Origin of the sequence: Vibrio sinaloensis (assembly GCF_023195835.1) — a bacterium.
Classification (GTDB): Bacteria; Pseudomonadota; Gammaproteobacteria; order Enterobacterales; family Vibrionaceae; genus Vibrio; species Vibrio sinaloensis_C.
The window spans coordinates 2,138,647-2,152,502 of the sequence record NZ_CP096199.1; the positions used below are offsets into that span (position 1 = coordinate 2,138,647).

The 13,856-nt window shown below is 47.3% G+C and carries 12 protein-coding genes; 3 read left to right on the forward strand and 9 right to left on the reverse strand.

The genetic code is table 11. The annotated features are described in order from the left end of the window. The first annotated feature begins 227 nt into the window (after positions 1-227). Positions 228-515: a hypothetical protein gene (locus MTO69_RS09700; RefSeq protein ID WP_248328745.1), complete on the forward strand. Its 288-nt coding sequence runs from the start codon at positions 228-230 to the stop codon at positions 513-515. A gap of 112 nt (positions 516-627) precedes the next feature. Here MTO69_RS09700 and sucD read toward each other — a convergent pair whose 3' ends face one another. The 8 genes from sucD to sdhC all read right to left on the reverse strand — a co-directional run bounded on the left by sucD (position 628) and on the right by sdhC (position 10,320). After that, positions 628-1,500, reverse strand: coding sequence for a succinate--CoA ligase subunit alpha (gene sucD, locus MTO69_RS09705; RefSeq protein WP_005476019.1), 873 nt, complete (start codon positions 1,498-1,500; stop codon positions 628-630). Beyond that, a complete protein-coding gene (gene sucC, locus MTO69_RS09710; RefSeq protein WP_248328747.1) occupies positions 1,500-2,666 on the reverse strand; it encodes an ADP-forming succinate--CoA ligase subunit beta in 1,167 nt (388 codons plus the stop codon). The genes sucD and sucC overlap by 1 nt, the downstream gene beginning before the upstream one ends. Positions 2,667-2,868: 202 nt before the next feature. Then, on the reverse strand, positions 2,869-4,077 hold the full coding sequence (gene odhB / locus MTO69_RS09715) for a 2-oxoglutarate dehydrogenase complex dihydrolipoyllysine-residue succinyltransferase (protein WP_248328749.1): 1,209 nt from the start codon (positions 4,075-4,077) through the stop codon (positions 2,869-2,871). Positions 4,078-4,105: 28 nt separating this feature from the next. Then, positions 4,106-6,931, reverse strand: a complete 2,826-nt coding sequence (sucA, locus tag MTO69_RS09720; RefSeq protein WP_248328751.1) for a 2-oxoglutarate dehydrogenase E1 component — start codon at positions 6,929-6,931, stop codon at positions 4,106-4,108. 166 nt (positions 6,932-7,097) lie between these two features. Next, a complete protein-coding gene (locus tag MTO69_RS09725) occupies positions 7,098-7,808 on the reverse strand; it encodes a succinate dehydrogenase iron-sulfur subunit (RefSeq protein WP_248328753.1) in 711 nt (236 codons plus the stop codon). 14 nt (positions 7,809-7,822) lie between these two features. Continuing rightward, the gene (sdhA, locus tag MTO69_RS09730) at positions 7,823-9,589 is read right to left on the reverse strand and encodes a succinate dehydrogenase flavoprotein subunit (protein ID WP_248328755.1); all 1,767 of its coding nucleotides are present in this window, start codon (positions 9,587-9,589) and stop codon (positions 7,823-7,825) included. Next, positions 9,590-9,934, reverse strand: a complete 345-nt coding sequence (sdhD, locus tag MTO69_RS09735; protein ID WP_038140120.1) for a succinate dehydrogenase, hydrophobic membrane anchor protein — start codon at positions 9,932-9,934, stop codon at positions 9,590-9,592. Then, positions 9,928-10,320 (reverse strand): succinate dehydrogenase cytochrome b556 subunit, encoded by a 393-nt coding sequence (gene sdhC / locus MTO69_RS09740; protein ID WP_248328757.1) that lies wholly within the window; start codon positions 10,318-10,320, stop codon positions 9,928-9,930. Before sdhC ends, sdhD begins: the two co-directional genes overlap by 7 nt. Positions 10,321-10,714: 394 nt before the next feature. Here sdhC and MTO69_RS09745 point away from each other — a divergent pair, with 394 nt between their 5' ends. Beyond that, complete coding sequence (locus tag MTO69_RS09745) at positions 10,715-12,004, forward strand: citrate synthase (RefSeq protein WP_248328759.1); 1,290 nt, start codon at positions 10,715-10,717, stop codon at positions 12,002-12,004. 194 nt (positions 12,005-12,198) lie between these two features. On the opposite strand, the gene MTO69_RS09750 is transcribed toward MTO69_RS09745, so the two are convergent. Then, positions 12,199-12,957 (reverse strand): Nif3-like dinuclear metal center hexameric protein, encoded by a 759-nt coding sequence (locus MTO69_RS09750; protein ID WP_248328761.1) that lies wholly within the window; start codon positions 12,955-12,957, stop codon positions 12,199-12,201. Between the two features lie 122 nt (positions 12,958-13,079). On the opposite strand from MTO69_RS09750, the gene MTO69_RS09755 reads away from it, so the two are divergent. Beyond that, entirely contained in the window at positions 13,080-13,829 is a 750-nt protein-coding gene (locus MTO69_RS09755) for a DUF1853 family protein (RefSeq protein WP_248328763.1), read from the forward strand. The last annotated feature ends 27 nt before the right edge of the window (positions 13,830-13,856 follow it).

Here is a 13,856-nt window from a genome sequence, read left to right on the forward strand (position 1 = left end):
GGTGCAATGCTTGGCAACAAATAAAATGCTGTAACAAGTTTTAAACAACACAATTAACGCATATAATTCATAAACTTAACCCTGTTTGACATCTTAAAGCTCAATCAGAATTACCGTTTGTCCTACACGCGATGTAAGATATCTCGCACAAGCCATTTCTTAATTTTCCATTAGTCAATAATCGACGCTCACCGTATGATAAGTGATGTTCGCAGAATGGAGGTATTATGCTTACTCAAGATGTTAGCCAAGAGCTAAAAGATGTCCTTGAACGGTTACACGCAGAAGGAAAAGAGCCGACCGTTGCTCTGGTTAAAGCGCGATTATCCACGCCGGTGCCTATGCCTGCACTGATCACGACTCTAAAGAGTTGGAAGAGCTCGAATCGTGTGCCTAAAGTTGAAGTTGCAGCAAAACAAGAGGTCGCTGATACAGACCGAATTGAACAGTTAGAAAAGCAAGTGAAGGATCTAACGGCAAGGTTGATTGCGCTTGAGGAAAAGTTAGAGAAATAGAGATGCTCTACACGCTCTCCTTCGTTGCTCTATGGAATGACCAATATTTGGAGAGCAGAACAACAAAAAGGCTTGGCGTTATGCCAAGCCTTTCTTATTTGAAGTGGTTAGATTACCAACCCGTGATTTCACGTAGACCTTTGCCGATGTCAGCAAGAGACTTAACAGTCTTAACGCCTGCCGCTTCTAGTGCAGCGAACTTATCTTCAGCGGTACCTTTACCACCAGAGATGATTGCGCCAGCGTGGCCCATACGCTTACCTGGAGGAGCTGTCACACCCGCAATGTAAGAAACGACTGGCTTAGTGACGTTCTCTTTAATGAATGCTGCCGCTTCTTCTTCCGCAGTACCACCGATTTCACCAATCATCACGATAGCTTCAGTTTCAGGGTCTTCTTGGAATAGCTTCAAGATGTCGATGAAGTTTGAACCAGGGATTGGGTCACCACCGATACCTACACAAGTCGATTGGCCGAAACCTTCGTCAGTTGTTTGTTTAACTGCTTCGTACGTTAGTGTACCTGAGCGTGAAACGATACCCACTTTACCTTTCTTGTGGATGTGACCAGGCATGATACCAATCTTACACTCATCTGGAGTGATAAGACCTGGACAGTTAGGACCGATCATGCGAACGCCAGTTTCTTCTAGCTTCACTTTAACGTCGATCATATCTGTTGTAGGGATACCTTCAGTGATAGTCACGATTAGCTCGATGCCTGCATCAATCGCTTCTAGGATGGCATCTTTACAGAAAGGTGCTGGTACGTAGATAACGGTTGCAGTCGCGCCTGTTGCTTCGACTGCTTCACGTACTGTGTTGAACACTGGAAGACCTAGGTGAGTTTGACCACCTTTGCCCGGAGAAACACCACCGACCATCTGTGTACCGTATGCGATAGCTTGCTCAGAGTGGAAAGTACCCTGACCACCAGTAAAACCCTGACAGATTACTTTGGTGTCTTTATTAATTAGTACAGACATTATTTGCCCTCCGCAGCAGCAACAACTTTCTGAGCTGCGTCGGTTAACGACTCAGCTGCAATGATATCAACATCAGAATTAGCAAGAACTTCGCGACCTAGATCCGCGTTAGTACCTTCTAGACGAACAACAACAGGGACGTTTACACCGACCTCTTTAACCGCACCGATAATACCTTCAGCGATCATGTCACAACGCACGATACCACCGAAGATGTTGACGAGCACTGCTTTTACATTGTCATCAGATAGGATGATCTTGAATGCTTCTGCTACACGTTCTTTAGTCGCGCCGCCACCTACGTCAAGGAAGTTTGCTGGTTTGCCGCCGTGTAGGTTTACGATATCCATCGTACCCATTGCCAGACCTGCACCGTTAACCATACAGCCAACGTTGCCGTCTAGCGCTACGTAGTTCAGTTCCCACTGCGCTGCATGCGCTTCACGCTCATCTTCTTGCGAAGGATCGTGCATCTCGCGTAGCTTAGGCTGACGGTACATCGCGTTAGAGTCGATGTTGATCTTACCGTCTAGACATAGCAGGTTGCCTTCGCCAGTGATGACAAGCGGGTTGATCTCTAGTAGCGCAAGGTCGTACTGAGAGAACATGTTGCCAAGACCCATGAAGATCTTAACAAATTGTTTGATTTGGTCGCCTTCAAGACCTAGCTTGAATGCTAGCTCGCGGCCTTGATAAGCTTGAGGGCCTACTAGTGGATCGATAGCTGCTTTATGAATCAACTCTGGCGTTTCTTCTGCAACTTTCTCGATTTCAACACCACCTTCAGTAGATGCCATGAATACAACTTTACGAGTTGCACGGTCAACAACTGCACCTAGGTAAAGTTCGTTAGCAATGTTTGATGCTTCTTCAACTAGGATTTTAGTTACAGGCTGACCATTTGCGTCTGTTTGGTAAGTGACCAGGTTTTTACCTAGCCACTTTTGTGCAAACTCTTTAACGCCATCTTTAGTATCGTGCAGCTCAACACCACCCGCTTTACCACGTCCACCAGCGTGAACCTGACATTTAACGACTTTCTTCTCCGTTGAGATACGACCAGCAGCTTCGAACGCTTCTTGTGGCGTATCACACGCATAACCTTCCGGTACAGGCAAACCGAATTCTGCAAACAGCTGTTTGGCTTGATATTCATGCAAATTCATTTTTGATATTCCGTTTATGTTCCCTTAAGGGATTATTATTTCCATAACGCTGCAGAGACCTGCAAAACGTCTGTAGGGTCTTCTCAAATAAATCAATGTTGGTAAAACAAAGATTTAGGTGAAGGCCAGACAGTTGAGCTAGTCTAGCCATTGAAACTATCGAACGTCTAGTCAGCTCAGCCAACTAGACGTTTTAGCGATATTAAACGTCTAATAGCAGACGCGCTGGATCTTCTAGCAGCTCTTTGATGGTTACAAGGAAGCCTACTGATTCACGGCCATCGATCAGACGATGGTCGTAAGAGAGCGCCAAGTACATCATTGGTAGAATTTCTACTTTGCCATCAACCGCCATTGGACGCTCTTGGATCTTGTGCATACCAAGAATCGCAGATTGTGGTGGGTTGATGATTGGCGTGGACATGAGTGAACCAAATACACCGCCGTTAGTAATAGTGAAGTTGCCACCCATTAGCTCGTCTACTGTTAGCTTGCCATCGCGACCCTTGATTGCGAGCTCTTTGATGCCTTTTTCGATATCAGCAAAACCTAGAGTGTCACAGTCTTTAAGCACTGGCGTGACCAGACCACGTGGCGTAGAAACTGCCATGCTGATATCGAAGTAGTTGTGGTAAACGATATCATCACCATCTATAGAAGCGTTGACTTCTGGGTAACGTTTTAGTGCTTCCGTTACCGCTTTCACGTAGAAAGACATGAAGCCTAGACGGATACCATGACGCTCTTCGAACTGGTCTTTGTACTGCTTACGAAGATCCATGATTGGCTTCATGTTAACTTCGTTGAATGTGGTCAGCATTGCCGTGTTGTTCTTCGCTTCTAGCAGACGATTAGCAACCGTCTTACGTAGGCGAGTCATTGGTACACGTTTTTGGCTACGAGCCGCTGCTGGCGCTTCAACCGCGGCAGGAGCTTCCACTTTAGGCGCTGCTTTTGCGTTAGCTAGATGCGCTTCGATATCTTCGCGAGTGATGCGGCCACCTACACCAGAGCCTTTTACTTGACTCGCTTCAAGACCATGCTCTGCAAGCAGGCGACGTACCGCTGGGCTAAGAGCATCGTTGCTCTCTTCAGTTAGAGAAGCTTTATGACGCTTATCAGGAGACGCTTGTGACTCTTCAGTCGTGTCTGTTGTTGGTTCACCAGCAACAGCGCCAGGCTTCAGCTTCGCCAGTAGCTGTTTTGAAAGAACGGTCGCCCCTTCTTCTTCGAGGATCGCTTCCAGAACACCTGCTTCAGGAGCAGGCACTTCAAGCACCACTTTATCCGTTTCGATATCTACAAGAACCTCGTCACGCTCAACTGCATCACCAGGTTGCTTATGCCATGTTGCGACTGTTGCGTCAGCAACTGATTCAGGTAAATCTGGAACCAGAATTTCAATTGTCATATCTGTTTCTTCCTTTAACTTCTAGTTCTTAGTTCGAAGTTTCTGTATTCAGGGTAAGAGCGTCTTCAATCAACGCTTTTTGTTGTTTCAAGTGTACTGACATATAACCAACCGCAGGTGATGCAGACGCTGGACGACCAGCGTAATTTAGAACGGCACCTGCTGGAATCGCAGCGCGGAAGTTATGTTGGCTACAGTACCAAGCGCCTTGGTTTTGAGGCTCTTCCTGACACCAGACAAAATCTTCAACATTGGTGTATTGCTCGATGACGGCTTTTACCTCATCCATCGGGAATGGGTAAAGCTGCTCGATACGAACGATAGCCACGTCATCTTGCTCATTGTTACGTCGCTGCTCTAGAAGATCGAAGTAAACCTTACCAGAACAGAACACGACGCGTTTCACCATAGCAGGGTCTAGGTTGTCAATCTCACCAATCGCTGCTTGGAAAGTGCCTTCTGCCAATTCTTCGATGGTTGAAGTACAAAGCGGATGACGCAGCAGAGATTTAGGTGACATCACCACGAGAGGACGACGCATCGGTCTGACAACCTGACGACGGATCATGTGGTAAACCTGAGCCGGTGTTGAAGGAACAACCACTTGCATGTTTTGCTCAGCACATAGCTGAAGGTAGCGCTCAAGGCGTGCAGACGAGTGTTCTGGACCCTGACCTTCATAACCGTGTGGTAACAGCATGGTTAAGCCACATAAACGCGCCCACTTCTGCTCACCAGATGAGATAAATTGGTCAATTACTACCTGTGCACCGTTGGCAAAATCACCAAACTGCGCTTCCCAAATGGTTAAACCACCTGGCTCAGCGGTCGCATAGCCATACTCAAACGCGAGTACCGCCTCTTCGGACAGTACCGAATCGAACACTTCGAACGGTCCTTGCTTATCGTGAACATTCGCTAATGGAACATAAGTACTGGCATCATTTTGATTGTGCAGTACAGAGTGACGGTGGAAGAAAGTACCTCGGCCTGAATCTTGACCTGAAATACGGATACGTTTGCCGTCATCAACCAGAGTGGCGTAGGCTAGGGTTTCCGCCATCCCCCAGTCGATTGCTTTCTCTCCGCTCAACATTGCCATACGGTCGTTGTATAGCTTGTTTACGCGGCTTTGTAGCTTGTGGCTTTCTGGGTACTGACAAATGCGGTGGCCAAGCTCAACCAAGCGCTCTTTGTCAAACTGGCTCTTCCACTCTACGTCCCAATCGTGACCTAGGTAAGGAGACCAATCCACAGAGTGCAACGCCATTGGACGCCACTCTTTTACCACAACTTCACCGCGGTCGAGTGCATCGCGGTACTCATTGACCATTTGAGTTGCGGTATCAATGCCGAAGTCACCACGCTCCATAAGTACGTCTGCGTAAATCTTACGTGGCGTTGGGTGCTTCTTGATTTTCTGATACATCAATGGCTGAGTTGCGTTAGGTTCATCCGCTTCGTTGTGACCATGACGACGGTAACAAACCAGATCAATCACCACGTCACGTTTAAACTCGTTGCGGTAATCCAGTGCGATGCGAGTAACGAAAGCAACCGCTTCTGGGTCATCGGCATTCACGTGGAAAATTGGCGCCTGCACCATCTTAGCGATATCGGTACAGTACATAGTCGAACGCGTATCTTGTGGGTTCGAGGTAGTAAAACCGACCTGGTTATTGACCACAATACGTACGGTGCCGCCGACACGGAAGCCACGCGCTTGTGACATGTTAAAGGTTTCCTGTACCACCCCTTGACCAGCAATCGCTGAGTCGCCGTGGATGGTAATCGGAAGAACCGTTGTGCCCTCTTTGTCGCCTAATCGGTCTTGACGCGCGCGCACCGAGCCGATAACAACAGGGTTAACGATTTCTAAGTGCGAAGGGTTAAATGCCAGCGCTAAATGGACGTCACCACCTGGTGTGGCAAAGTCAGCAGAGAAGCCTTGGTGATATTTAACGTCACCTGTACCCCAGGTTTCGTCGTGCTTACCCGCAAACTCATCGAACAAGTCTTGAGGTTTCTTACCCAGTACGTTGACCAGCATGTTCAGGCGGCCACGGTGCGCCATGCCAATCACAACCTCGCGCATACCACTCTTACCCGCATGGCGAATCAACTCTTTCGTCATTGGGATCAGTGCATCACCACCTTCCAATGAGAAACGCTTCGCACCAGGGAATTTCGCCCCGAGATAACGCTCAAGACCTTCTGCTGCGGTTAACTCTTCTAGGAATTCTCGTTTTTCTTCTTTACTGAACGACGGCTGACCAACGACTGATTCGAGACGTTGTTGAATCCAACGCTTCTGTTCAGTGTCTGTCATGTGCATGTACTCAGCACCGATAGAGCCACAGTAGATTTTTTGCAGTGAAGAGTGAATATCTTTCAGCTTCATGGTTTCTTTGCCAATAGCAAATGAACCAACATTGAAAGTTTCTTCAAGATCGTCTTGAGTGAGATTGTGGAATGTAGGATCTAGCTCCGCCACTTGAGGACGTTGCCATAGGCCTAGAGGGTCAAGCTGTGCCGCTTCATGACCACGGAAGCGGTAAGCATTGATTAACTGAAGTACTTTTACCTGTTTAGCGTCGACATCAGGATCACTAACTTGGACATTGTAATGCTTCGTTTCTTGAGCGAGTCGTCGGAAGTAGTCACGGACACGTGAATGAGGTTGTTCAACTACCTCATCTGATGGCTTGGGTAAGCCCTCAAAAACACGTTTCCACTCCTCACTTACCAGATCGGGATCACTTAGATACAGTTCGTAGAGGTCCTCTACATACGTTGCATTGGCGCCAGCCAAGTGTGAAGACTCGAGCCACGCCTTCATCACGCCGTTGTGCATATTTTCCCTTAACCAGTAGTTTTCACGTTTGCTGCGGTCTTTCGCCGAGCTATTAAGAGCCGACCCAGTATGGGCCGGCAATTTTCTATTCTATAACTCCACCTGTATCATCAGACGGAGCGGTAAAGCAGGTTTTACCGCTGCTGCCTAATCAGGTCACGAGTCATTACACCGAGCGGTTAACCAACATCGTCTTGATATGACCAATCGCTTTAGTCGGATTTAGTCCCTTAGGACAGACACTTACACAATTCATGATGCCGTGGCAACGGAAAACGCTAAATGCGTCATCAAGATTTGACAAGCGTTCGTCTGTCGCAGTGTCGCGGCTATCAATTAACCAACGATAAGCCGCTAATAGACCTGCAGGACCGATAAATTTGTCTGGATTCCACCAGAATGATGGACACGATGTTGTACAACACGCACACATAATACATTCGTACAGACCATCGAGATGAGCACGATCTTCTGGCGATTGTAGGTTCTCGCGTGAAGGTGGCAACGCACCATCATCAATCAAGAAAGGCTTAACTTTCGCATAGTTATCGTAGAACTGTGTCATGTCAACGATTAGATCGCGAACCACTGGTAAACCAGGCAATGGACGGATAACAATCTTGTCACCGGTCAACGCTGATAGCGGGGTAATACACGCCAAACCATTTTTTCCGTTCATGTTTAGGCCGTCTGAGCCACAAACACCCTCACGACATGAACGTCGGAATGAAATGGTTGGGTCTTGCTCTTTGAGCAAAATCAGTGCATCTAACACCATCATGTCTGACCCTTCATCCACCTCAAGTGTGTAGTCTTTCATGTATGGCTTGCTATCAACATCCGGATTGTAACGGTACAAAGAGAAGTTTAGTTTCATAGTTTAGTCCTCCCCTAGTATGTACGTACTTTCGGCGGGAATGCTTCACGATGCACTGGCGTCATGTTGACATCACGCTTGCTCATCGCTTCAGTTTCCGGGTTGTAAATCGAGTGGCATAGCCAGTTCTCATCGTCACGCTCTGGGTAGTCAAAGCGGGCATGAGCACCACGACTTTCAGTACGATAGTTAGCCGCAACTGCTGTCGAGAACGCCGTTTCCATCAAGTTGTCTAACTCCAAGCACTCAATGCGCTGGGTATTGAACTCAGAAGATTTGTCAGCAAGATGTGCTTCTTTAAGACGCTCACGGATCACTTTCAACTCTTCCAAGCCGGTCGCCATTGCATCGCCTTCACGGAATACCGAGAAGCTGTTTTGCATGCAGCGCTGAAGATCTTTACGGATTTCTACTGGGTCTTCACCGCTAGTGCTGTTTTCCCAGCGCATGGTACGCGCCAGTGACGCTTCGATGTCAGATTCAGTCGCTGGACGAGCCTCAACTTGCGCTGCCAAGGTTTCACCAAGGTGCAAGCCTGTCGCACGGCCAAACACCACCAAGTCAAGCAGTGAGTTACCACCAAGGCGGTTAGCACCATGGACCGATACAGATGCGATTTCACCACAAGCAAATAGGCCTTGAACTTCCGCTTCACTACCGTCTGCCAATTGTTTGATTGCTTGGCCAGATACCTGAGTTGGAACGCCGCCCATCATGTAGTGACAGGTTGGGATAACAGGAATTGGCTCTTTGACTGGGTCAACGTGTGCGAACGTACGAGAAAGCTCACAGATACCCGGCAGACGAGACTCAAGAACATCTTTACCCAAGTGATCGAGTTTAAGCTTGATATGTGGACCCCATGGGCCGTCACAACCACGTCCTTCACGGATTTCGATCATCATTGAACGCGCAACGACATCACGGCCAGCAAGGTCTTTAGCGTTCGGTGCGTAACGCTCCATAAAGCGCTCACCGTCTTTGTTCAATAGGTAACCACCTTCACCACGACAGCCTTCTGTAACTAGTACACCCGCGCCCGCGATACCGGTTGGGTGGAACTGCCACATTTCCATATCTTGCATTGGAACGCCAGCACGCAGCGCCATGCCCACACCGTCACCGGTGTTAATGTGTGCGTTTGTGGTTGAAGCGTAGATACGACCAGCGCCACCGGTTGCTAGGATGGTCGCTTTCGATTTGAAGTAACAGATTTCACCTGTTTCCATACAAATTGCCGTACAGCCCATGATCGCGCCATCTTGGTTCTTCACCAAATCCAGTGCGTACCATTCAGAGAAGATGGTGGTCTTGTGCTTAACGTTTTGTTGGTAAAGCGTGTGAAGTAGTGCGTGGCCAGTACGGTCAGCAGCAGCGGCAGTACGTGCTGCTTGCTCACCACCGAACTCTTTCGATTGACCACCGAACGGACGTTGATAAATCGAGCCATTATCAAAGCGAGAGAAAGGTAGGCCCATTTTCTCAAGCTCAATGACTGATTCAGGACCGTTTTTACACATGTATTCAATCGCGTTCTGGTCACCGATGTAGTCCGAACCTTTGACGGTATCGTACATGTGCCACTGCCAGTTGTCTTTGTGCGAGTTACCAAGAGCAACGGTAATACCACCTTGAGCAGACACAGTGTGAGAACGAGTTGGGAACACTTTAGACAGCAAAGCACAAGATAGGCCTTGCTCAGAGATTTGTAGTGCAGCGCGCATGCCTGCACCACCAGCGCCGATTACTACGGCATCGAATTCACGAACAGGAATAGACACTTACGCACCCCACAAAATAAATAGACCAGAGAAGAAGTAACCCAAAAGCACAGCAATAACGCCTAGCTGAAGGCCACCACGAAGCTTGGCGCACTTAATGTAGTCAGTCAGGACTTGCCATAGGCCAATCCAGGCATGAATAAGGACTGAGACAAGCGCCAGCATAGTGAACACTTTAGTGAAGGTGCCACCGAAGAACTGGGTCCAAGATACGTAAGAGATGTCGGTGAAAGCACAGAAGCTCACCAAATATATCGTGTAAAGCGTCATAATGATGGCGGTTGCACGAATCAATAGGAAATCGTGGACACCATTACGACCAAAAGATGAAATGTGTTTTACCATACCATTACCCCCGCCAATAAAGACAGAACGGCTGTCGCTGCGAATGCAACCTTAGCGCTCATTGCACCAGATTCCAGCTCTTCAAAATGCCCCATATCCATCAGAAGATGACGGATACCACCAGCAATGTGATAGGCCAATGCCGTTAGGATGCCCCATAGAATGAACTTCACAAAGAAGCCATCAACGATGTCGACCGCTTGCGCGTAACCGACTGGGGAAGATAATGAAATGGATAGCAACCAAAGCAGAATTCCGACAGCAACAAACGTAATTACACCCGATACACGGTGTAAGATTGATGCGATTGCAGTGATCGGAAAGCGAATGGTCTGTAAATCTAAATTAACAGGTCTTGACTTTCTTTCTTTCACGGGCTTGCTCACTCAGCTCCATTGAGCATTTATAGTTATGAACGAATTTTGATTGCAAACCTACAAAAGTTAACATCTATTTAACAATTACTTGCAACAATTGACTAAGTATTTTGTAAAATAATTGTTAACAACAAGGATTAAAACTTCACCTCACATTTGTTTCAAGCCTTGAATTTATAAGGTTTTCACCAAAATTTACTGCGCCACTATACGGCTGGCAACATTCTAATACAATTGGTGTAACAATTTTTGCTACACAGACCAGATTTTTAACCTTATACGTTCAAAAAACCATAACAAGTGCACACATCAGAGGAGAAAAATTGACTTTGATAACGAACACACGTACAAAAATGTCACACAAACATCCTGGACGGATTAATAATAAACAAAGGAGATTGTTATGGCAGATAAGAAAGCTACCCTTCATGTTGAAGGTCAAGCGCCTATCGAGCTGCCGATTATGGAAGGTGCACTTGGTACCCCTGTAATTGACGTTCGTAAACTGGGAGCAAACGGATACTTCACTTTTGACCCAGGTTTTCTTGCCACTGCATCCTGTGAATCTCAAATCACCTATATCGACGGTGGCAAGGGTATTCTTTTGCACCGCGGTTACCCCATTGATCAGCTAGCGAATAACGCTGATTACTTAGAAGTCTGTTACATTCTTCTTTACGGTGAAGCCCCAACACGTGAACAATACGAGAAATTCAAGACGACCGTTACTCGTCACACTATGGTCCATGAGCAAATTGCAAGCTTCTTCCACGGCTTCCGCCGTGACGCTCACCCAATGGCCGTAATGTGTGGTGTAGTCGGCGCATTAGCCGCGTTCTATCACGATTCACTCGACATTAATAACGACACCCACCGCGAGATCACCGCTTATCGACTACTGTCGAAAATGCCGACTCTAGCGGCAATGTGTTACAAATACTCAATCGGTCAGCCGTTTATCTACCCAAGAAACGACCTCAGCTACGCAGAAAACTTCTTGCACATGATGTTTGCTAACCCATGTGAAGAATATGCGGTCAATCCGGTTGTGGCTCGCGCAATGGATAAGATTTTCACCCTCCATGCCGATCATGAGCAAAACGCGTCTACATCAACCGTACGTCTTGCAGGTTCTTCTGGTGCCAACCCGTTCGCGTGTATCGCGGCAGGTATCGCCTCTCTATGGGGACCAGCGCACGGTGGTGCCAACGAAGCTTGTTTGAAGATGCTTGAAGAGATCGGCAGTGTTGAAAACATCCCTGAATACATTGAGCGCGCCAAAGACAAAGATGATCCATTCCGCCTAATGGGCTTTGGTCACCGCGTCTACAAGAACTACGACCCACGTGCGACAGTAATGCGTGAAACTTGTCACGACGTACTCAAAGAGCTCAACATTCAAGATCCACTGCTAGACGTTGCTATGGAGCTTGAGCGTATCGCATTGTCAGACGAATACTTCGTGTCTAAGAAACTCTACCCGAACGTAGACTTCTACTCAGGTATCATCTTGAAAGCAATTGGTATTCCTGTCTCTATGTTCACGGTTATCTTTGCTCTATCTCGTACTATTGGTTGGATCGCGCATTGGAACGAAATGCACAGCGACCCACTAAACCGTATCGGTCGTCCTCGCCAGCTATACACAGGTGAAGTTCAACGCGAATTCTCACCAATGCATGAGCGCGAATAAGAGAGATAGTTTCTAGTTTCTAGTTTCTAGTTTCTAGTTTCTAGTTTCTAGTTTCTAGTTTCTAGTTTCTAGTTTCTAGTTTCTAGTTTCTAGTTTCTAGTTTCTGAATAGATAAAGGGTTGATGTGAAAACATCAACCCTTTTTATTTAATCGAAAAACGAAGCGGCCTAATATCTGGCAACCCGCCCTGTCGCTAGACCGGGTTATCGATATCAATGAAAGTCACTTGGATACCATGCTCTTGAGTCAGCCACTCTCCTAGCGCCTTAACACCATAGCGCTCGGTTGCATGATGCCCTGCGGCAAAGTAGTGAACGCCCATTTCACGGGCGGTGTAAGTGGTGCGCTCCGAGATCTCACCAGAGACAAACGCATCCAAGCCAAGTTTCACCGCCAATTCAATATAATCTTGGCCACCACCGGTACACCAACCGACGGTTTCAATCAGCTTGTCCTCCTGTTCAGGAGCAATATGCAGCGGCGCACGATTCAAAACCGAGTTAATTTTGGCCGCAAAATCAGCGCCAGAAACAGGCTTATTTAGGCGACCAAACATGGCGACGGATTGCTCATTTCCTTCCATACCACCCTCAACCTCAATATCGAGTAACCGTGCTAGTTCGGCGTTGTTGCCCAACTGTGGGTGAATATCAAGAGGTAAATGGTAACCATAGAGGTTGATGTCATTTTTAATTAAAGTGCGAATACGCTTACCTTTCATACCACGAATAGGCTCAGGTTCCCCTTTCCAGAAGTAACCATGATGAACCAGTAACGCGTCAGCATTGAGTTGAACCGCTTTGTCAATCAAAGCTTGCGATGCCGTCACACCAGTGACAACGTGCTTGATTGTCGATGTACCTTCGACCTGCAAACCGTTCGGTGCGTAGTCTTTAATTAACTGTGGAGAGAGCTTCTCATTGAGGATCTTTTCTAATTGTAAGTTGTTCATGACCGCTTCCATCTGATTGCTAATATTGCGCTTTGTCTTAATCTGCAAAGTGTATTCGAACCATAGCAACCTTACCAGCACCTAGCTACAATAGTGACGTTCAAACAGAAATAGGTTTACGGATGAACGCTTTACAACGTTTTTATCACTGGATCCACGAGACACCTTCGCTATTTACACTCACGCCGCCGTTTGTCGATCTCAAAGGGCTAGCTATCGGACCTTTACAGCAAATGGATTATCAAGGTAACCCGCGGCTCGGATTTATCTACCAGCATCTGTGTACTGAGCTACTCTCCAATAGCGAAAAGTACTCCCTACTGGAAGAAGAAATCCAAGTTAACAACCCATCCGGACAAACCTTAGGGGCTATCGATCTCATCCTAGATAACCTTGAAACTCAGCGGCAAGAGCACTGGGAGGTCGCGATAAAATTTTATCTACTTCATCAAGGCGTTTGGTACGGACCGAATGCCCACGATCAGCTAGATAAAAAGCTTGAGCGGATGCTCTCTCATCAACTAAAAATGAGCGCCTCCTCTGAGTTCCTGCAACAGTATCCTCACTACTCTGCTCTCACTGAGCGTCTGCTGATTCAAGGGCGTCTTTACATCAACCCTTTTTCACCTGAGGCGACGCCGAAAGAATGCCTAGGGCTTACGATCAACCCGAGCCAAATTACGGGCTATTGGTGTTATCAGAGCCAGTGGGAAAAGATTGGCGAACCGCTGTATGAACTGGAAAAGCCGCTTTGGGCAATTGGTTTGGAAGCGTTCAATACCCCAATCGACAAACCCAATGGACGATTTGTTCATGCTCAGACCAAAGAGGGTCAATTTTGGTTTGTTGTGCCTGATAGTTGGCCAAATTAAAAGGTATAAAAAAGGGCTGACAATTGT

Coding starts and splice junctions, on each gene's coding strand:
- odhB (WP_248328749.1), bottom strand. CDS start 4,077: ATGACAATTGAAATTCTGGTTCCAGATTTACCTGAATCAGTTGCTGAC.
- sdhD (WP_038140120.1), bottom strand. CDS start 9,934: ATGGTAAAACACATTTCATCTTTTGGTCGTAATGGTGTCCACGATTTC.
- sucC (WP_248328747.1), bottom strand. CDS start 2,666: ATGAATTTGCATGAATATCAAGCCAAACAGCTGTTTGCAGAATTCGGT.
- MTO69_RS09755 (WP_248328763.1), top strand. CDS start 13,080: ATGAACGCTTTACAACGTTTTTATCACTGGATCCACGAGACACCTTCG.
- MTO69_RS09750 (WP_248328761.1), bottom strand. CDS start 12,957: ATGAACAACTTACAATTAGAAAAGATCCTCAATGAGAAGCTCTCTCCA.
- MTO69_RS09745 (WP_248328759.1), top strand. CDS start 10,715: ATGGCAGATAAGAAAGCTACCCTTCATGTTGAAGGTCAAGCGCCTATC.
- MTO69_RS09725 (WP_248328753.1), bottom strand. CDS start 7,808: ATGAAACTAAACTTCTCTTTGTACCGTTACAATCCGGATGTTGATAGC.
- sucD (WP_005476019.1), bottom strand. CDS start 1,500: ATGTCTGTACTAATTAATAAAGACACCAAAGTAATCTGTCAGGGTTTT.
- MTO69_RS09700 (WP_248328745.1), top strand. CDS start 228: ATGCTTACTCAAGATGTTAGCCAAGAGCTAAAAGATGTCCTTGAACGG.
- sucA (WP_248328751.1), bottom strand. CDS start 6,931: ATGCACAACGGCGTGATGAAGGCGTGGCTCGAGTCTTCACACTTGGCT.